We start from the raw sequence: 17,802 nt of genomic DNA, 5'->3' as shown, positions 1-17,802 counted from the left end.
TCACTTCTCACTTCCGTCAAAAGCCTTATTGCTGGATTTCCGCCTCGATCCCCCAGCGGTTGAAGAGGTTCATCGCCCGGTCCAGCCCGTCGGCGCATACCGTCAGCACCGCCCGCGCCGCCGTCTCCAGCACCCGGTCCAGGACGGCATCCTCGGCCGGCGTAAACCCGCCCAGGACGTGCCCGACCGCCTCCTCGCCGCGCCCGATGCCCACGCGCAGACGGGGAAAACGGTCCGTGCCGAGGGCCTCAATAATCGAGACCAGGCCGCGGTGGCCGCCCGCGCCCCCTCCGGGGCGCAGGCGCAGGCGCCCGAACGGCAGGTCCATGTCGTCGCTGACGACCAGGATCTCCTCCGGGAGCAGCCTTAAACGCCGGGACAGGGCGCCCACGGCGTTGCCGCTCAGGTTCATGTAGGTCTGCGGTTTGGCCAGGAGCACCCGCCGTCCCCGGACGGCGGCCTCACCGGTCAGGGCCTCTCCCTGCCTCCGGGAAACGGAAACCCGGAGCATACGCGCCAGTTGGTCAATAACCATGAACCCTACGTTATGCCGCGTGCGCACATATGCCCCGCCCGGGTTGCCCAACCCCACAACAAGGCCGATCATTCTTCCGCCGGCGGGGTTTCAGCGGCCTTCTCTTCAGCCTCGGCGGCTTCAGGCTCCAGGGCCTCGCGCCGCGGGGCGCTGATCGAAACCACGCTGATCTCCTCGTCGGTCAACAGCCGGACCCCTTCGGGGACGTTGACGTCTTTTACGTGAAGGCTCTCCCCGAGATCCAGGCCGGAGATGTCGACATCGATCGCCTCCGGGATCCGGGTCGGCAGGCAGGAGACCTCGACCTGCCGCAGGTGCTGTTCCACGACCCCGCCCTTCTTCGCCCCCGGGGCCTCGCCCACCAGGCGCAGCGGAACGTGGGTGGTGACATCCTCCTTCAGGGAGATCTGCTGGAAATCTACGTGCTGAAGGTGCCTTTTAATAGGGTGATACTGGATGTCCTTGATGATCGCATGATACTTCTTGACCCGTCCGCCGCCCTTCAGGCCGAGTTCCACCAGGCCGCCGGCGCCGTGCCGGTCGATAAGCCGCTCCACGGCCCGCGTCTCGACTTCCACCGGGAGGCTGCCGACCGCGCGGCCGTAAACAACGGCCGGAATCTTCCCCTCGGCCCGCAGCCGGTTGCGGCAGCTCCGTCCCCGCCCTTCACGCACCACGACATCAAGGTGTTCTGTAGCCATGCATAATCGCCTCCTCGTTAAATTATAACCCCGGGTAGGCATACAAAACCAGGAAACGGCATAAAATCCCATAAACGGCCGGGAGAGAAGGAGGGGTCCCGCGTGCGTAAGTCCAGTGAACTCCTGGGCCTGCCCGTGATCAGCCTGGAGGAAGGGGCGAAGGTGGGCCACATCAAGGGCCTGATTCTCAACCCAACCGCAAAGGCCCTCGTCGCCCTGGTGGTCGAGGGGCGCGGGGTGTTTAAAGAGCAAAGGTTCATCCCCTTCGCCAAGGTCCACTCCATGGGAGCCAACGCCGTCACGGTCTCCCGCGGCCAGACCGCCCAGAAGGCCGCCAACCTGCCGGAGATGGTCCAGCTCTGGAAGGACCGCACCCCCCTCGTCGGGGCACGCGTCGTCACCGAGAGCGGCGACATCCTGGGCACGGTGGTGGACTACGGCATCGACCCGCCGACCGGCGCCGTCGCCGGCCTGGAGGTCGCGCCGTCCTCCCTCGGGGCCACCCTCAAGGGCCGCTCCTGGATGCCCGCCGGCACCCTGCGAACCCTGGGCAAGGAGATCATCGTCGTCAGCGACGAGGCCCGCGAGGAGATCACCCCCCTCGACGGCGGCCTGGAACAGCGGGCGCGCCGGCTCACCGAGAAACTCAAGGGCCGCGGTCTTCGCTGGCGTAAGCGCACGGCCCGGGCGGAGAAAGAAGACCAAGACTTCAACTTCTGATCGGCCGAGGGAGGAAATGAGGGGGTGAAAGGTGAATTCGCCCAGCGCGGAGGGGATGATGATGCAGGTCGTCAAGATGCTGCCGATCACCCCGGAAAGGTGGCAGAGGGCCTGGGAACTCTTTGTCCGGTACAGCGACAAGGACTTCTCTTTCACCGATTGTACGAGTTTCGCGGTAATGAATGAGCTCAAGCTCCCGGCCGCCCTGGCTTTTGACCACCACTTCCGGCGGATGGGCTTTATCACGCTCCCTGAAGGGTTAGCCTGATCCGCGGCAAGCATACAAGGCATCCGTTGGGCATCTGAATACCGGTAATGTACAAATTCACCGGGATCCGGACGTGCCCAACTTACCCCCTACAACACGTACCCTTTAGGCCTTCAGGAGAATATAATTGAAGGCTGACCATGGAGGCCATCGGGAGGCGACGGAAAAATGCTGCTGGAGATCGGGCCCCTTTTTCAGGCCCGGACCAAGCACAGCCGCTCAGGCCTTGCCCGCTCCCGCCCGGTACCGGTGGCACGGCCGGAGCCGGTTAAGGCGTACGCCGGCACGGAAAGGGTGCCCCTGCCCGCCCCCGAGGAAGAGGGCGGTGCGCCGCTGTGGGAGGTCATCCGCCGCCGCCGCAGCCGGCGGCGCTACGACGGAGCGGCGCCGGTAACCACGGAGGAATTGTCCCAGCTGTTATGGACGACACAGGGCATCACCCGCCGTTCAAAGGGGTTCGCCCTGCGGGCCGCACCCTCGGCCGGCGCCCTCTACCCCATTGAGACCTACCTGGCCGTCCGCCGGGTGGAAGGGCTTAAGCCGGGTCTTTACCACTACCTGGCCGACCTGCACTGCCTGGAGAGACTCAGGGATGGCTCCTTCGCCCGGAACATAGCCGAGGCCGCCCTGGACCAGGGTTTTGTGGCCCGCGCGGACGCAGTGTTCGTCTGGTCGGCGGTCTTCGCCCGCGCGGCCTGGAAGTACGGTGACCGCGCCTACCGTTACGTCTACCTGGACGCCGGGCATATCGCCCAGAACCTGTTGCTGGCGGCCACGGCCCTGGGGCTGGGGTCGTGCCCCATCGGCGCTTTCTTTGACGACCAGTTGAACGCCGTCCTGGGCCTGGACGGGATGGAGGAGGGCGTCATCTACCTGGCCACTGTCGGCCGCCCCCGGGAATTGGTTCCTTCATAGGGCAGACCGCGAGGGCGCCCGTGCGGCTCTCGACCGCCTGCGGCGCCTGTGGGAGGAAATGCATGCGGCCGGCGGGGTGAGTGATTTCGTCTGCGTGGATACCTCGGTCCCGGTCAAGTTGATGGCCTGCGAAGAAAGCAGCGAGGCCGCGCACAGGCTGCTAATCGAAATCAAGGATTACATGGCCGTCACCGCTACAGGAAAGGCATCGTCCCGGTAGACCCCTTTGCGTTCCCTGCGGTACCCGCCGGGCCGTGTAATGCGGTTTTCGCCCCGTACGTCTACCCCTATCCCGGTTCCCGCCGGGAGAAGACACGGACCGCCAGGGCGAAGGAGCACCCGTACCAGACCGCAGCCGCCAGCGCCAGAAGCGCCACGGGGGGCAACGGTTGCAGGGCCGCCATCGCCTTGAGCATGCCGGGTAACAGGGGTTGGTTCCCGTTTGCTTTCACGAGGGCCACCGCGGCAAAGGCCAGGACAACGATGAAGATCCTGGTGTAGGTGCCGGCGCCCGCGTACCCCAGCCGGAAAAAGAGGAGCAGGTATACCCCGCCCAGGACCAGGGCCATAGCGGCGCTGATCAGGCCCATGAGCAGAAGGTCACTCCAGGCGGCGACGACCGGCAGGCCCCAAAGGGCGACCATGCGCGCCGCGACCACACCGAAAACGGCGATCCCCAGGGCGGCCAGCGCCGTGGACGCGTACTTCGCCGCGACGATCACACGCGGCCCGATGGGCAGGGTGGACAGGAAGGACAGGGCATTGTTGCGGTCTTCAATGTAACCGTTGCGGAGGACGAAGTTCAGGGTCACCACGATCGCCACGACGGCTATGACCCCGGCCCCGCCCCCGGTCGCCGCCGCGTAGACGACCAGGACCAGGGTGATCACGATCATGATCCCGAGGTTCCGGGCCTGCTGGTAGAAGTCCTTATAAATCAAGCCCCACACCGCTTCATTCCCCCTCGCGCACCAGCGTCAACAGAATCTCCTCCAGCCCCATGGGCTGTACCCGGACCGGACCCGCGGCCAACTCCCGCGCCGCGGCCAGAACCTCCGGCGTGAAGCTTCCGGTCACCGCCGTCACCTCGCCGTCCCGGATCACGACATAGGGGAACAACCCGCGGGCCGCTTCCGCCCCTGCGGCGTCCGCCGGCCGGAAGGCGAGGCGTTTCCAGGACTCCGTGACCGCGTCCTTCTCCCCGGTCAGGGCGATCCGCCCGTCGACCAGGAACGTCACCGTATCGGCGACCTTTTCTATGTCTTCGGTGATGTGCGACGAGAAAAGCACCGCCCGTTCTTCGTCCATGATGACCTCCAGGAGTTCCTCCATCAATTCGTGCCGCGTCACCGGGTCGACCCCGGAGGTGGGTTCATCGAGAAGGACCAACCGCGGCCGGTGCGCCAGGGCGAGGGCCACAGAGAGCTTCATGCGGTTGCCCTTGGAAAGCTCCCGCACCTTTTTCTCCACGGGCACCTTGAACCCGGCGGTCAACCGCGCGAACAGCCGGTCGTCCCAGGCGGGGTAGTAACGGGAGACAAACCGGGCGAGCCAGGCACCGCTCAGGTCCTCGTAGAGGCGGTTCTCCTCCGGAACGTAGCCGACCAGGCTCTTCACCGCCGGCTCGCGCTCCCGGTGGTCCAGCCCGAAGACCGTCACCCGCCCGGCGTCCGGGCGGACCAGGTTGAGGACGATCTTGATCAGGGTGCTCTTCCCGGCGCCGTTCGGCCCGACCAGGCCCATGATCCGGCCCGGCGGCAACTCCAGGTCGACATCCCGCAGGGCAAAGCCCGGGTAGCGCTTGGTGACGCCGGCCAGGCGCAGGGCCGGCGGCGCATCGCCCTCCGCCCATTCCCGCGGCACGGGATGAACACTCATTCCTTCTCCCCTTCCTTCACGGCCAGGATTTCTTCGACCATCCGGGCGATGTCCCGGTCCCCTACCCCCGTCTCCCGCGCCCTCTCCACCGCCCGGCGCAGAAGCTCCCGCGCCGCCTTCCGGCGCGCCGCCGCCAGGGCGGCGGGATCGACCGCCGCCACGAAGCTGCCCACCCCCTGCCGGGTGACGATGAGCCCTTCGCGCTCCAGTTCCAGGTAGGCGCGCTTGGTGGTGATTACACTGGTCACCAGTTCCCGGGCCAGCTCGCGGATCGAGGGGAGAGGTTCACCGGGGGCGAGTTCCCCCCGCATGATCCGGTCGCGGACCTGCTCCACGATCTGCTGGTAGAGAGGCACCGGGTTGTGCTGGGAGATGAGGAGTTGCATAACCACCGCCCTGCATACTGTGTATATATACTATATACAGTACGGGCGTCAGGCTGTCAAGGAGTCCCCTGGGCAAAAGGTCACAAATCGTAAGATGAAGGGGTTTATCACTTAGAGCATTAGACCGGTTGCCAATGGCGACAACGGCCGCCCCGGGCCGATACCGGGTTTATTGAATACCGACGGGAGGGAGCGAAATGAGAAGAAAATGGGGCATCGGGTTACTGATTGTGCCGGCATTACTTTTCTATGCCCCCGCGGCCTCCGCGCAGGATATCAGGCTTGCGGTGGACGGCAGGGAGCATTCAATTTCCGGTGCGCAAATCCGGGACGGGCAACTGTTCGTGCCGTTGCCGCAGTTTTGCCGGGCTCTCGGTCTCGAGATACATAAGTATGCCGGAGATGAACGGCTGTACCTGTCCGGGGACGGAATGGCCGTCTCCCTGGAAATCGTACCCGGCCGGGACTACGTGGGGAAGGGCGGGGTGGAAGTCCCCCTGAGCAGGGGCGCCGTAAAGCACGGGAACCAGGTTTACGTCCCCTTGAGGCCGCTGGCCGAACTCCTGGATTACCAGGTCACCTACCGGCAGGGAGTGGTGACCCTCTCTTTTCCCACCGCCCGGGCCGCGCCCGTTGAGTATCCCGACCACGAGGGCCGCCGGTGGGACATCTACCTGCGCCAGCCGCTGATCACTTCCATGGCTGCCGACGACCTGTATTACTGGGCCGGAACCGCGACGGGCGGCATCCTGCGCATCACGCGCTCCAACCCGCAAGAAATGGTCCAGTTCACCACCTTCAACAGCGACCTGCCCGACAGCCGCATCAGGCTGGTCGAAACGACCCCCGACGGAACGAAGTGGGCGTTGACGGGCGCCGGCCTGGTCCGGTTTTCCGGCGGGGAATCCGGCTTCGAAACGGTCGGGGACCCGTACGAACCGCGGGAGTGCCTGGTGACGACGGCCCCGGACGGTGCAAAGTGGCTCTACGACGGCCGGCTGGCGCACCTGACCGGCGACGGGGAAGCGGTGTTTGCCGACACACCGGAGAAGATCGTGTCGATGGCGGTCGACCGCGACGGCGTGCTGTGGGTGATCGGGGAATCGGGCAAAGCATACTCCCGGACGGAAGACGGCGGGTTCAAAGAGTGCACGGCCCTCAACCCGTACATCGACCGGAACCACGGGGGGCGGATTGAAAGAGTCTTTGTGGACAGCGACGGGACCAAGTGGTTCGTTCTTTTCCTCGATTTCTGTCCGCCGGAGAGCTGGCATCCGTTTATGATCCAGAGAAGGCTTTTGCACCTGCTCCCTGACGGTCAGGTGGAGGTCATCGGGGAGGAACAGGGTGTCGACCGCAACTGGTGGATCGCCGGGTTTGTTCCCCAGCCCAACGGAGACAAGCTCCTGCTGGTGACCGAGCGCGTAAGCCTTGATGCCACCAGGGACTACCTGGTGACTTTAGACGGGCGCAGGAAGGCGCTGAAGGACAAACAGGAATACGGCCACTCTGCCAACGCCAACGGACAGCGCTACCTGGTGAGCCGGGATTCCGGATATTTCTGCTGCCTGGAAGAAGGCCGAAAGCCCCTGGTTTTCAAGTGCAACGCCAAAACCTTCAGATATGGGGGTAAGGCGTTCTTTCTCGACGGTTGGCTATGGTTTGCAGAACGCGACGCGCTCTACCGCATTGACCGTGAGGGCAAGGCCCAAAAGTTCAGCCATCCCCAAAACTATATCTTCGGTCCCGTAGTGAAGGTGGAGAGAAAGGACGGCGCTCACCGCTTCTTTGTGTGCTCCCCCGCAGGTTCGGACAACGACAGTCGTATCGTTATTCTTACAGGTGACGGGCATTTAGTCTGCACAAACAACTGGTTCGGGGGGAACTTCTTCTACCGGGAGGGCATTGACCATCACACGCTCTACAACAAGCAGCGCGAGATGTCCGACCGGCTGGGAGGCAACGTCTGGGTGGAGGACGTAATCTACGAACTGGAAGGCGATTACCAGTACATGCTGTGCAATGATACCGAAACGTCCAGGGGGTACATTGTGGCGGTTGACGGGCAGGACAATGTCATCCGCAGCGAAAACGATCTGCCTGACCTGGGGCGCTCCAGAATCTTCTACATCGACCCTGAAGGAGGGACGTGGGCCGTGTTCCAGGACGGTGTCCTCAAGTTCAGCATTGCGGGCGGGCGCCTCACCACGGAGCAGGTCGTCCTGTCGCCTCTTGAAGGCGGGGTGAACTACATGCTGCTGGACGGGGACTCCTTGTGGCTGGCTACCGACGGCGGCGTGGCGCGGACCGTAATAGCGGGGGATTGCCCGGTTTGACCAACGGGCCCGCAGATTTCGCCCGGTCGCCGGCCTGCCGGAGACCGCACGTCGCTCCCCAAATATCCCACCTAATAACACGGCCCCCTTAAAATTGGGGGGACACCATACTCAATTATTTGTCGGCATGGGGGCCCCGGTGTCCCTCGGGATAATAATCCGGTATGGTGTCCCCCTGATTTCAAACTCCCCGCCTCAGTTCACGGACTTCACAAATATGACGCGCACGCCCGCCTTTTGGTTCTCTTCAAGCAGGTGACAGTCACCGGACACGACGCATGCCGCGCCGGCCGCCCCGGCGCATTCCAGGACGCGGTCGTCCGAAGGATCGTCGGCCACCACGTTGAGCAGCGTTTGCGGTAAGACGGTGACGGTGTTAACAAAGAGGCCGCGATCGGCTAATCAAGGGACAAGTCCTTTGCGAAGTCATAACTGATTGCTTCGCCATGGCCGGTAGCCGTATAGCCTTTCTCCTCGTGGGAGTACTCGGATAGATCCTTAGAAGACCAAGACTTAAACCTATCCGTAACGGCTCGAACCGTGTCTTTTTCCTCGTCCGATAGTGAATCAAGAGCAACCCCACCTAAAGCCGCAACCACCTCCCCATTGTAATCTCCCGTAACTACCGGCTCAACTCGGATCATGCCGTGTTGCTCAAGTTCACTCAAGAGCCGGTTATAGTCTGTTGGAACAGGCCCCCAATTAAGGTGGACATAAGACAGCCCCGATATGGAGCGCCCGTAACGTTTGAAGTGCAGGAAGTCGGCATACCACAAAAGCTTGAACAGTTTGGTTTTGAAAAGATCGGGCACGCTTTGGGCAAAAAGGCCTATCATCCCCCCCAACTTAGTCTTGGAGAAAGGGCGGTTACCCCGCGCAAGGTCAGGCGCCGGCACCGGCCCCATCCCCGCACCGTAGTCTTGGCCGGTACCCAAGTAACGGTTTAACTTGCTCCGCAATTCAGCCAGTTCCTCGAGCGTAAAGTTGGAGGCGTTCTTCTCCAGAAGCCGCAGCGCATACCCATGGTCCCTCATCAGAGACTCCAGGACCGTGGCATGGGCCTCGTTGGGTAATCCACCGTTCTCATAGCGATGAATAGTGATGTGGCTCCATCCGAGGAGCTTGCCGAGTTGTCTCTGGCTAAGCCCCATGCGCGAGCGAACTTCCTTTAACTCCTCCGGGGAGGGCATACCCTTCCGCCTCCGCACCTCATCGTAGGCGGCACGTAACGCGCTCCCGGTCAGCTCCTCGTCGAACAACTCGACGCCACATACCGAGCATACCAGGACGGGTAGATCCACCCGTATCTTTTCGCCCCTTATGGTATGGTCCTCGGTACGGTTTTCGACAACGAACCTCGCTTCCCTATCGCATTGGGGGCAGTAACGCCAGCGTTCCATTTAGCATCACCTTCCTTAAAGTGGGTCCTGATCGGTTCGGATTGCCTGTCGGGGGTCACCTGTAAGGGCACCGTAGGGGATACTTCGCTGGATGAAAGGACATACAAAATACCTGCCTGCGGTCTCTTACTTTTAGCTTGATGTAAAACTGGCTGCCCTCGATTTCGGGGCCGAACACCCAAACATACCCTCCAAAAAGGGGATTGTCGTCTGGCTTAGGGCCTTCAGCAAAATCATCTGCTTCCAAGGTCTCGATGTATTCCGCAACTTCCCACTGTGAGCGTAGCCCGAGGGCGATCATCGCCGCCCGTTCATCCGGGCCAACAGCCATGTCAAATAGACCTTGCCGTATAAGGCTTTTGACCTCGTCTAAAAAGTTATCGATAATATGGCGGGGTGAAATATGCATGGGTCTCTCCCCTTTATATATTGTTACTAAATGATAACACGCTATTCCTGGAAATGCAACTTACTTCTTGGAAAATCAGGGGACACCATACTCGATTGTTTACCGGCATGGAGTCCCCCGGTGTCCCTCGGGATAATAATCCGGTATGGTGTCCCCCAAATTCTCAACACTTGCTGTATACAACTATTGCATGATACCATATTCCCGTTCAGAACCGTAAGGATGGCTGGAAGTTGAGGCAGGTGAAAGCGGTGACGACGGAGCTGGATCGAATGGCCGCCGAGTTGCGCCGGCTGACGGTCGATCTTGTCCGGGCCATGCAGTTCCTGGAAAAGGGGGAGGTGGGCTGTTGCGGGATAACCCTGTCCCAGTGCCACCTGCTGCTGGAGGTCGCCCGCCGGGGGGAGAAGGGGGTCTCCCCGAGTGAGATCTCCCCGGTCCTGGGGCTGGACCTGAGCACCGTCAGCCGTATCGCGGACGGCTTGGTGCAGCAGGGTCTTGTCCTGCGGGACGCCGACCCCGCCGACAGGCGGAGAACCCTGCTGTCCCCATCGGACAAGGGCCGTGAGCTGGCCGCGGCCATCGACCGGAACATGCAGGCCTACAACCGCGCCGTGCTGGAACAGCTGCCGCCGGACAAACGGCGGCCGGTGCTGGAAAGTCTGGAACTGCTTGTCGGTGCCCTCACCGGAGTCAAAGGAGGTTGTTGCTGTGAGTGAAATCAAGGAAGCGGTCCGCGAAAAGTACGCCGGCATCGCGCGGGCCGCCCGCGCCGGGGCGCCGGAAGGCTGCTGCTCTTCGGCCGCCGGCGGCTGCGGCTGCGGCGGGGACTACGCCCCGGAGGAAATCGCGGGCCTGCCGCTGCAAATGCTCCAGACATCCCTGGGCTGCGGGAATCCCGTCGCCCCGGCTGAACTGCGGCCGGGAGAGACGGTCCTCGACCTGGGCAGCGGCGCCGGGCTTGACGTCCTGCTGGCCGCCCGCCGGGTCGGGCCGGAGGGGAAGGTCTACGGCCTGGACATGACCGACGAAATGCTGGCCCTGGCGCGGGAGAACCGGCGCAAGAGCGGGATCGAAAACGCCGCGTTCATCAAGGGCGAGATGGAGAGTATTCCCCTGCCGGACGACAGCGTGGACGTCGTCATCTCCAACTGTGTCATCAACCTGGCCGCGGACAAAGCGAGGGTGCTCGCCGAAGCCTGCCGGGTGCTCAAGCCGGGCGGCCGGCTGGCGGTCTCCGACATGGTATGGCGGAAGGAGGTCCCGGAATGGCTGCGGCGGCACGCCGAACTGTGGGCCGGGTGCGTCGCCGGCGCCCTGACGGAGGCCGAATACCGCGAGGCGCTGGCGCGGGCCGGGTTCCTGAACGTCGAACTGGAGACGACCCGCGCTTACGGTCTGGAGGATATGCCGGCCGCGGCCCTCACGGAAGAGATGAGGCGGGAACTCGCACCCTATGGCGGGGCCCTGGTCAGCGCCCTGGTCCGCGCCCGGAAACCGGCCCTCACCGCCGCCATCCCGGAGGACAGGGAGCAGGCCGTCGCCCTGCTGCAGGAGGCCGGTCTCACCACGATTGGCATCCCCGCGGACCTGGCCGGTTTCTTCGTAGCCCGGGCGCCGCACGTCATCGGCGTCGTGGGCCTCGAATACTACGGCCCGTTCGCCCTGCTGCGCTCCCTGGCGGTCGCCCCGCCGGAAAGGGGCCGGGGTTTGGGACGGCGGCTGGTGGCGCGCGCCCTGGAGTCGGCGCGGGAGCGCGGGGCGCACGAGGTCTATCTCCTCACCGTCACCGACCGGGAATATCTGGCGCGCCTGGGCTTCACGGAGGTGCGGCGGGAGGACGTTCCCGCGGCGGTACGGGAGTCCCGGGAATTCCGGGAAACCTGCCCGCTCTCGGCGGTGGTGATGAGAAAACCGATCTGAGCCGGTGCGAACATCTGAACCGGCACGGCCGGAGAAGCTACCCGGCAGTGAAAACCAGGGGGACACCGATCATCCCGCTCCCCGACTTCGCCTGGGCGGAAGCGGCTTCGTCTTGAGCCATCCGAGGAATTCCTCGAAGATCGCAGGGGCACTCCGGCGAAGCGCGTCATCGGTAATCGCCAGGTGCACCACCTCCGCCGGGTACAGTTCCCGGAGCCTGCTCCATCTCCGTTCAAGGGATGCGAGCCGGGAGCCGAGCAGGTCGGGTGCAAGGTGTAAAAGGTTTCATCGCGAAGTAATCGGGTGTCAGATGGGGTGCGACGATGAGATCGACCTCCCCCTCGGGGAAGAAAAGCTTCAGAAAGGTCGCCGCCTCCTCGTACTCGGGAGCGATCTCCGCCACGGTACGATTCAGTCGGGGGGTTGCCCGGACCAGGTACTGAGCGTCGGTCAGAAAGACGTCCACGTCCCTGCTTTCCCGATGGCGGTACCGCAAGGCCAGGGCCGTTCCGCCGCCGAAGGTCCATTCGTCCCGGGGGATCCCGGCGGCATCCAGGATTTCCAGCGCCCTGATGAAGAGCCCCTCCCAGATCCGGCTTGCGGTCACGCGAAGATCTCCTCCAGTTCCGGATTGGGATAGGCCGATCTGACGTGGGCTTCGTAGTATGTCTTGAGCGTTTCCAGGGGGATGTCGTGCCGCTCCAGGAACTCGCCCACGGCACGGAGAGGTACATCGGTAAAGAAGTTATACACCTGGACACAAAACTCCGGCGGAAACCGCAAGCGGCGGATCATTTCCGCCAGTTCCTTTTCGCTCAACCGGTTCCGTGTTTGGGCATTGATAGTGTTTTCGATTACGTACACACAAAAACCCCCCTTGCCGACCACGAGTCACTTCTAGTTTATGGAACGCGATCCTTCAGAGTCAAGCACCGGCAGCGAGGTGTCGCAATGATACCGAAACGCCCAGAGGGTACCTCGTGGCGGTTGACAGGCAGGGGAATGTATTCGGAGCGGAAATCAGGGGCCTGGAAACCGATCCTCACCGCCGCCCGGCGGCGATGAGGAAGAACGTTCAGCCCGGCGCGCCCGTGCGCTCTCCCCGGAGAAATCAGTCAGAATTCACATTACCGTATTGACATGCCGGAGCCGGCCGTTCTATACTCATAGTGCACTAGGGATGTAGTGCACTATGTCACCCCGACAAGGCGAAAGGAGGTTGGCCGTGCGGCTGGACTTTGATCTTACGAAGCCCATCTACCTGCAGATCGTGGACGAGATCAAGCGGGCGGTGGCCCGGGGCGAGCTGGCGCCGGGCGACAGGATCCCCTCGCTGCGGGAACTGGCCCAGCAGGCCAGGGTCAACCCGAACACGGTGCAGAGGGCCTTTCAGGAGATGGAACGCAGCGGGCTGACCGAAACGCTGAGAGGGCAGGGAACCTTCATCCGGGGGGACCCGGGACTGGTGGAGCGGATGCGGAACGAAATGGCCGGCGAAGCTCTGGAGGCTTTCGTAAAGGAGATGTCCGCGCTGGGCTTCGGTCCGGATGAGATCCGGCGGCTTGTGGAGGACGCCCTGGCCGACAAGACGGAGAGGGGTGATGCCGGTGTCAGATAACGGTTGCATCGTTGAGATAGACGGACTCTGCAAAACGTACTTCCGCGCCCGCGCCCTCAACGGGGTGGACCTGAGAATCGAAAGGGGACTGATCCTGGGACTGCTCGGCCCGAACGGCAGCGGGAAATCCACCCTGCTGAAAAGCATCGCCGGTCTCGTCCGGCCCACGGCCGGCCGGGTGCTGATCGACGGGCGGCCGCCTTCGGCCGCCACCAGGGCGCTGGTCGCCTATCTGCCGGAGATCGACCACCTCTACGCCTGGATGACGGTGCGGGAGACGCTGGATTTCGTGTCGGCCTTTTATGCCGACTGGGATGCCGGGCGGGCGGCGGAACTCCTCGGCGCCATGGAGCTGGACGCGGCGCAGCGGGTGGGGGACCTCTCGAAGGGGCAGCGCGCCCGCCTGAAGCTGGTCCTGGCCCTGGCCCGCCGCGCGCCCCTGGTCCTGCTGGACGAACCGCTCTCGGGCATCGATCCCCCATCGCGGGCCAGGATTCTCAGCGCCATCGTCGGCGAGTACCGCCTCGGCGAACAGACGGTCATTCTCGCGACGCACGCGGTCGCCGAGGCGGAGGGCCTGTTCGACCGGGTGCTGTTCCTGCGTGAGGGGCGAGTGGCCCTGTACGGGGCGGCGGAAAACCTGCGCGCCGGTCACGGCTGCTCCATTCAAGACCTGTGGGAGAGGGTGTATGCGTAGATGGCGTTCCGGCGGTTGTTGATGAAGGAGATCAGGGCCTCCGCCCTGCCGGCCGGGGTCTTCGCGGTCCCGGCGGTGGTCTGGTACCTCTTCCTGGCGTCCCGGGCGGGCGTCTGGGGGCCACATGACATCGCATCTTACGGTTTCATGCCTCTGTTGCTGTTGCCGGTCTGGGCGGCGGGGACGGCCTACTACGGCCTGCACGTGGAGTGGAACACGAATACCTCTCAGCTTCTGCTCTCGCTTCCCCTGCGCGGCTGGACGACCATCGGGGCCAAGGCGCTGGCCGTACAGATCGGCTTCACCGCCCTGAGCCTGTTGTGTGTCGCCGGTCTCGCGCTGGTCGCCCCCGGGGCGGTGCGGGAACTGGCCGTCGGCCCTTACGCGTGGACGGCGCCGTTCTGGTTGTGCGTCGGCTACTGGCTGTTCACGGTTGTGGCGGTGGTGGTGGGGCAGTTCACCTTCCTGGCGGGCCGGATGGTCCCCCGCTTCCGGGGTCCGGCGTCCGGCACGGCCTTCTTCGTCGCCTCCTGGCTGATGTTCCGGCTGGGCGCCCTGCTCAGTCCCCTGTTTCATTGGGTGCCGGACGTCACCCTGCGGACCGTGAACATGGTCGGGGAGAATGTGGCCCAGGTCAGCACGTCCACGGTGAACACCGCGCCCATCGCCGCCGTTTTATTCCTGACGGCCGGTCTTTTCGCTCTCAACGGGTGGTTCCTGGAACGGGAAGTGGAGGTGTAAGAAGTGGGCAAACCGTGGACGAAAACCGTATTCATCGCTGTCCTCGCGGCGCTGGCGTTTTTCGCGGTCCAGGATTTCGTGGCCCACGGCCCCCAGGGGGTCTTCGGCGACTACCTGCACCGGGTGTTCGACGAAGAGGCGCAGGACTACTCCATCGGGGACGGGGTAGCGCACCGGGCGCGGACCGGATCCATCACTCACCGTACCGCCGGGGTTGAAACCGTCTGTTTCCCGGAACCCGGGGGGCGCGTGGAACTCAGGGGTGCGGCGGGCGACGAGATCCGGCTCGGCTACGAGATCGTCGTCTACGCCGACCGGCCGGAGCAGGCGGCGCGCTACCTCCCCCGGGTGGCCGTGGAAAAGGTTATGGATGACGGCCGGCTGACCTTCCGGCTGCGGGAACCCCGGGTCAGGGACGAGGGCGTGCGCGGGATCCGGGTCAACTACATGGTGGAGGTTCCGCCGCATCTGGCGGTGGACATCGCCGGCACCGGCGAAGAGATCACGGCGCGGGGACTGTGCGGCGCACTGACCCTGGGCCTTAACGGGTCGGCCAGGATCACCGGGATCACGGGCGATGTCAAGGTCTACGGCGGCGGCAACCGCTTCGAAACTGAACTGCGCGTAGCCAAGCTGCGACGCGATCTGGGTGTCGAGGTCTACGGCGGCGGCCCCCGCTTCGCAACCCTGGAGATTACCGGCGTAAAGGGCAACGTCGTCCTGGACCAAACCTTCATCCACGACGGCTACATCGCGGACATCGACGGGAACCTGACCCTGGACAACCACGACGGCGGCGTGATCGTGGAGAACATCCGGGGCGACCTGGAGGCGAAGTTCGACGGCCGGCTCCTGGTCAACCGCGTCGCCGGAGCGGTGAGGGTCGAGGGACGCAGCGGCCTCCTGGACGCGGCGCACATCGCCGGGCCGGTGACCGTCGACGGACAGGAATTGTACGTGAATCTGCGCGACATCCGCGGCGATACGCGGGTGACCGCCAAGAGCGGCAGCAACGTGTTGTACGAGCTGCCCCTGACGGGAGAGGGTTACCAGGTTACGGCCGTAAGCAGGCCGGGGGTGATCGTCACCGCAACCGGGCCGGGGAGAATCGTCACCGACCTGCCGCTGACCATTGTGGAATGGGGTGACGGGGGACGGAAGGCCACCGGCCGGGTCGGCAACGGGCGGTACAGGGTGGACATCGAAACGGAGGCGTCCAACATCTACCTTCGTTCCGCAACGGTAGAAGACTTGAGATGATGGCCGGCGCGGCGGTCCCGGCGCCGGCCCCGGTCACCCTCGCCCTGGCGGGCTGGGACCGGTTGACCGGCGAGGAAGCCGGACCGGGGTGAACGGGCCTGGTCTGACGACCAGGCCCGTTGTTTCCCACAAGGGGTGGTTCAGCTTTCTGGAGAAGCCGTACTTTTCTCCGTAATGCGCCTTGAAGAGTGTACTACTTCTTTCCCACTTGAATATGGTTTTAATGCTTTCACCTTCGCCGTATTGTGACAGTATATGACGTATTTCTCTCCTTGCCTAAATCTTATTCTTCCTATATTGTTAACAAAATGTGAATAAATGTCGAAGTCAAGCTGAAGGTTGCTTGACTAAACCCGCTCAAGGCAAAGTCACCGAAAGGTGGCGGCGCAAAGCTAAAGGGGCTAAGGCGGAATACCGCTATGCCAGCCAGTTGCCGGGTGGAGGCCGAAAACCCATTATCAATCTTCGGACTCACCGTACCCGGCATGGGTCTTTTTTTATGCCAAACCTTGTGAAACGGATAACCAGGAGGTTAACAGAGTCCCATGCCATCGCCCGCCGCGCAACCCAACCTTGTCATAACCCGCCTGTTTTTCCCCGACCGCGCGCTGGAAGAACGCCTGCGGTCCATCCCGGAATACACGGACGAGTACCAGCCCCATACCGGTGAAATCGTCGTCACCGGGGTCATCGCGGACGGCTGTTACCAGCACGTTGTCAACTGCTTATACCTTCTGGCGGATCTCGATCAACAGGGGATCCCGACCCGCATCGGCGTTCACCGAAGGCCCCTGGTTGAAGCGCTCGTCTTTCACGATATGGGGAAGATCCAACCACGGCTGGCGGTCGGGGACCGCGTACGCCCCGCCGACGTTTTTGAGGACGGCCGGCGGCATGCCGCCCGCAGCGCGGCCCTGGCCGCGCGTGACTACCGCATCAGCGACACCGTGGCCACCCTGATCCTTTACCACCACCATGAGGAAGAGGAGCTTCCCCGCACCTTCCCGGCTGAGCTCAAACCCGCCTACCGCCTGGTCCGGCTGGTGGACGGGCTTTCCGCCGCCATTACCCGGCGCGGCGCCCGGGTCCACCTGGAGGTGTGGGGGCATAAAATCATCGTCTGCGAGGAGAACGGGCACCCTGGTTACGATGGCTGCCGCATGGTCGATCTTCTGTCGGGCAACGTCCGGGCCGCCGAGGGTAAACGAAGGGAAGGGAGGTGATTCAGCTGTCCGGAGCCTACACCAAACACGAAATGGAGAGGCCGGAGGCGGCGGGGCCGGACGGCAATGTGTTGGGGGGCATCGTTAAGAAAGCACGGGCGTGGAGAAGTGAGCAAGCCGGCCGCGCACTTCTGTTGTCGGGGTTGCAGCTTCGGGTTTTCGCGTAAGGAGAGTGAGATTAGGACATGAAGACAGGAACTCCCGACACCGGCAGGAAACGTACGTGGTCTTTACGGCAGATAGTGCGTTTTACTGTCGGCTTTCTCATCGTGTTGACCCTTGCGGTCTCGCTGGGTATCGCGCTGTATCTTACCCGCGGTCACATGTTTGAGACCAGCCAGGAATCCTTGAAGAAGGACCTCGCGTTAAGCTACGCGCTTATCGATCAGCAGTATCCCGGGCCCTGGGCGGTTAAGGACGGCAAGCTCTACAAGGGCGATACGGTGATGAACGAAAACTTCGCCGTCGTGGACAACGTTACGTCCCTGACCGGCGATGCGGTGACCGTTTTCCAGGACGACACCCGGGTCGCCACGACGGTCAAGGACGAGAAAGGCAACCGCAAGGTCGGCACCAAGGCGGCGCCCCAAGTCGTGGAAACGGTGTTGAAGAAGGGCGAAAGCTATTTAGGGGAGGCTGACGTCGCCGGCGTGCCCCACCTCACCGCCTACATGCCGCTGAAGGACGAGGCAGGCCGGGTTATCGGGATGTGGTTCGTCGGCCTCTCCCTGGACCGTGTGCAGGCGGCCGTAACCTCTGTCACCTGGCAGATGTCCCTGGCCGGGCTGGTTG

General features: G+C 63.5%; 22 protein-coding genes and 1 riboswitch. Of the genes, 13 read left to right on the top strand and 9 right to left on the bottom strand.

The annotated features are described in order from the left end of the window. Positions 1-25: 25 nt before the first annotated feature. Both pth and QMC81_07245 read right to left on the bottom strand, forming a co-directional pair. On the bottom strand, positions 26-607 hold the full coding sequence (gene pth / locus QMC81_07250) for an aminoacyl-tRNA hydrolase (protein MDI6907263.1): 582 nt from the start codon (positions 605-607) through the stop codon (positions 26-28). Continuing rightward, positions 604-1,236: a 50S ribosomal protein L25/general stress protein Ctc gene (locus QMC81_07245; GenBank protein ID MDI6907262.1), complete on the bottom strand. Its 633-nt coding sequence runs from the start codon at positions 1,234-1,236 to the stop codon at positions 604-606. Before QMC81_07245 ends, pth begins: the two co-directional genes overlap by 4 nt. A 102-nt stretch (positions 1,237-1,338) precedes the next feature. Here QMC81_07245 and QMC81_07240 point away from each other — a divergent pair, with 102 nt between their 5' ends. The 4 genes from QMC81_07240 (at position 1,339) to QMC81_07225 (ending at position 3,359) form a co-directional block, all read left to right on the top strand. After that, positions 1,339-1,956 (top strand): PRC-barrel domain-containing protein, encoded by a 618-nt coding sequence (locus QMC81_07240; protein ID MDI6907261.1) that lies wholly within the window; start codon positions 1,339-1,341, stop codon positions 1,954-1,956. A 31-nt stretch (positions 1,957-1,987) separates the two neighbouring features. Beyond that, positions 1,988-2,224, top strand: coding sequence for a PIN domain-containing protein (locus tag QMC81_07235; protein ID MDI6907260.1), 237 nt, complete (start codon positions 1,988-1,990; stop codon positions 2,222-2,224). A 168-nt stretch (positions 2,225-2,392) separates the two neighbouring features. Continuing rightward, positions 2,393-3,139: a SagB/ThcOx family dehydrogenase gene (locus QMC81_07230; GenBank protein ID MDI6907259.1), complete on the top strand. Its 747-nt coding sequence runs from the start codon at positions 2,393-2,395 to the stop codon at positions 3,137-3,139. Between the two features lie 58 nt (positions 3,140-3,197). After that, positions 3,198-3,359, top strand: coding sequence for a hypothetical protein (locus QMC81_07225; protein ID MDI6907258.1), 162 nt, complete (start codon positions 3,198-3,200; stop codon positions 3,357-3,359). A gap of 67 nt (positions 3,360-3,426) precedes the next feature. On the opposite strand, the gene QMC81_07220 is transcribed toward QMC81_07225, so the two are convergent. From QMC81_07220 to QMC81_07210, 3 genes are read right to left on the bottom strand one after another with little or no spacing between them, the layout of a single operon-like run. Further along, on the bottom strand, positions 3,427-4,089 hold the full coding sequence (locus QMC81_07220) for an ABC-2 transporter permease (GenBank protein ID MDI6907257.1): 663 nt from the start codon (positions 4,087-4,089) through the stop codon (positions 3,427-3,429). Positions 4,090-4,093: 4 nt separating this feature from the next. Further along, a complete protein-coding gene (locus QMC81_07215) occupies positions 4,094-5,017 on the bottom strand; it encodes an ATP-binding cassette domain-containing protein (GenBank protein MDI6907256.1) in 924 nt (307 codons plus the stop codon). Next, the gene (locus QMC81_07210) at positions 5,014-5,403 is read right to left on the bottom strand and encodes a GntR family transcriptional regulator (protein MDI6907255.1); all 390 of its coding nucleotides are present in this window, start codon (positions 5,401-5,403) and stop codon (positions 5,014-5,016) included. The genes QMC81_07215 and QMC81_07210 overlap by 4 nt, the downstream gene beginning before the upstream one ends. A gap of 197 nt (positions 5,404-5,600) precedes the next feature. Between QMC81_07210 and QMC81_07205 the strand changes: the two genes are divergently transcribed. Next, on the top strand, positions 5,601-7,739 hold the full coding sequence (locus QMC81_07205) for a copper amine oxidase N-terminal domain-containing protein (protein ID MDI6907254.1): 2,139 nt from the start codon (positions 5,601-5,603) through the stop codon (positions 7,737-7,739). 398 nt (positions 7,740-8,137) lie between these two features. Here QMC81_07205 and QMC81_07200 read toward each other — a convergent pair whose 3' ends face one another. Both QMC81_07200 and QMC81_07195 read right to left on the bottom strand, forming a co-directional pair. Further along, entirely contained in the window at positions 8,138-9,139 is a 1,002-nt protein-coding gene (locus QMC81_07200) for a DUF4065 domain-containing protein (GenBank protein MDI6907253.1), read from the bottom strand. A 55-nt stretch (positions 9,140-9,194) separates the two neighbouring features. Further along, positions 9,195-9,548, bottom strand: a complete 354-nt coding sequence (locus QMC81_07195) for a type II toxin-antitoxin system MqsR family toxin (protein ID MDI6907252.1) — start codon at positions 9,546-9,548, stop codon at positions 9,195-9,197. A 242-nt stretch (positions 9,549-9,790) separates the two neighbouring features. Here QMC81_07195 and QMC81_07190 point away from each other — a divergent pair, with 242 nt between their 5' ends. Next, a complete protein-coding gene (locus QMC81_07190) occupies positions 9,791-10,267 on the top strand; it encodes a MarR family transcriptional regulator (protein MDI6907251.1) in 477 nt (158 codons plus the stop codon). Next, positions 10,260-11,471 carry an arsenic resistance N-acetyltransferase ArsN2 gene (arsN2, locus tag QMC81_07185; protein MDI6907250.1) on the top strand — a complete coding sequence of 404 codons (1,212 nt, stop codon included), beginning with the start codon at positions 10,260-10,262 and terminating at the stop codon, positions 11,469-11,471. Before QMC81_07190 ends, arsN2 begins: the two co-directional genes overlap by 8 nt. A gap of 232 nt (positions 11,472-11,703) precedes the next feature. Here arsN2 and QMC81_07180 read toward each other — a convergent pair whose 3' ends face one another. Together QMC81_07180 and QMC81_07175 are read right to left on the bottom strand one after the other, a co-directional pair. Beyond that, positions 11,704-12,078 (bottom strand): nucleotidyl transferase AbiEii/AbiGii toxin family protein, encoded by a 375-nt coding sequence (locus QMC81_07180; protein ID MDI6907249.1) that lies wholly within the window; start codon positions 12,076-12,078, stop codon positions 11,704-11,706. After that, the gene (locus tag QMC81_07175; protein ID MDI6907248.1) at positions 12,075-12,335 is read right to left on the bottom strand and encodes a hypothetical protein; all 261 of its coding nucleotides are present in this window, start codon (positions 12,333-12,335) and stop codon (positions 12,075-12,077) included. The genes QMC81_07180 and QMC81_07175 overlap by 4 nt, the downstream gene beginning before the upstream one ends. Before the next feature lie 361 nt (positions 12,336-12,696). Here QMC81_07175 and QMC81_07170 point away from each other — a divergent pair, with 361 nt between their 5' ends. From QMC81_07170 to QMC81_07145, 6 genes are all read left to right on the top strand, one after another. Continuing rightward, positions 12,697-13,089, top strand: a complete 393-nt coding sequence (locus QMC81_07170; protein ID MDI6907247.1) for a GntR family transcriptional regulator — start codon at positions 12,697-12,699, stop codon at positions 13,087-13,089. Then, a complete protein-coding gene (locus QMC81_07165) occupies positions 13,079-13,786 on the top strand; it encodes an ABC transporter ATP-binding protein (GenBank protein ID MDI6907246.1) in 708 nt (235 codons plus the stop codon). The genes QMC81_07170 and QMC81_07165 overlap by 11 nt, the downstream gene beginning before the upstream one ends. Further along, entirely contained in the window at positions 13,787-14,527 is a 741-nt protein-coding gene (locus tag QMC81_07160; GenBank protein MDI6907245.1) for a hypothetical protein, read from the top strand. 3 nt (positions 14,528-14,530) lie between these two features. Next, a complete protein-coding gene (locus QMC81_07155; GenBank protein MDI6907244.1) occupies positions 14,531-15,787 on the top strand; it encodes a hypothetical protein in 1,257 nt (418 codons plus the stop codon). Between the two features lie 351 nt (positions 15,788-16,138). Then, positions 16,139-16,225: riboswitch (cyclic di-GMP riboswitch) on the top strand. 107 nt (positions 16,226-16,332) lie between these two features. Further along, positions 16,333-17,010, top strand: coding sequence for a metal-dependent phosphohydrolase (locus tag QMC81_07150; protein ID MDI6907243.1), 678 nt, complete (start codon positions 16,333-16,335; stop codon positions 17,008-17,010). 185 nt (positions 17,011-17,195) lie between these two features. Continuing rightward, the coding region (locus tag QMC81_07145; GenBank protein ID MDI6907242.1) for a cache domain-containing protein at positions 17,196-17,802 on the top strand (607 nt) is incomplete at its 3' end.

The organism is Thermoanaerobacterales bacterium (assembly GCA_030019475.1).
GTDB lineage: Bacteria > Bacillota > Desulfotomaculia > Desulfotomaculales > JASEER01 > JASEER01.
This window is presented reverse-complemented; position numbering and strand designations above follow the sequence as displayed.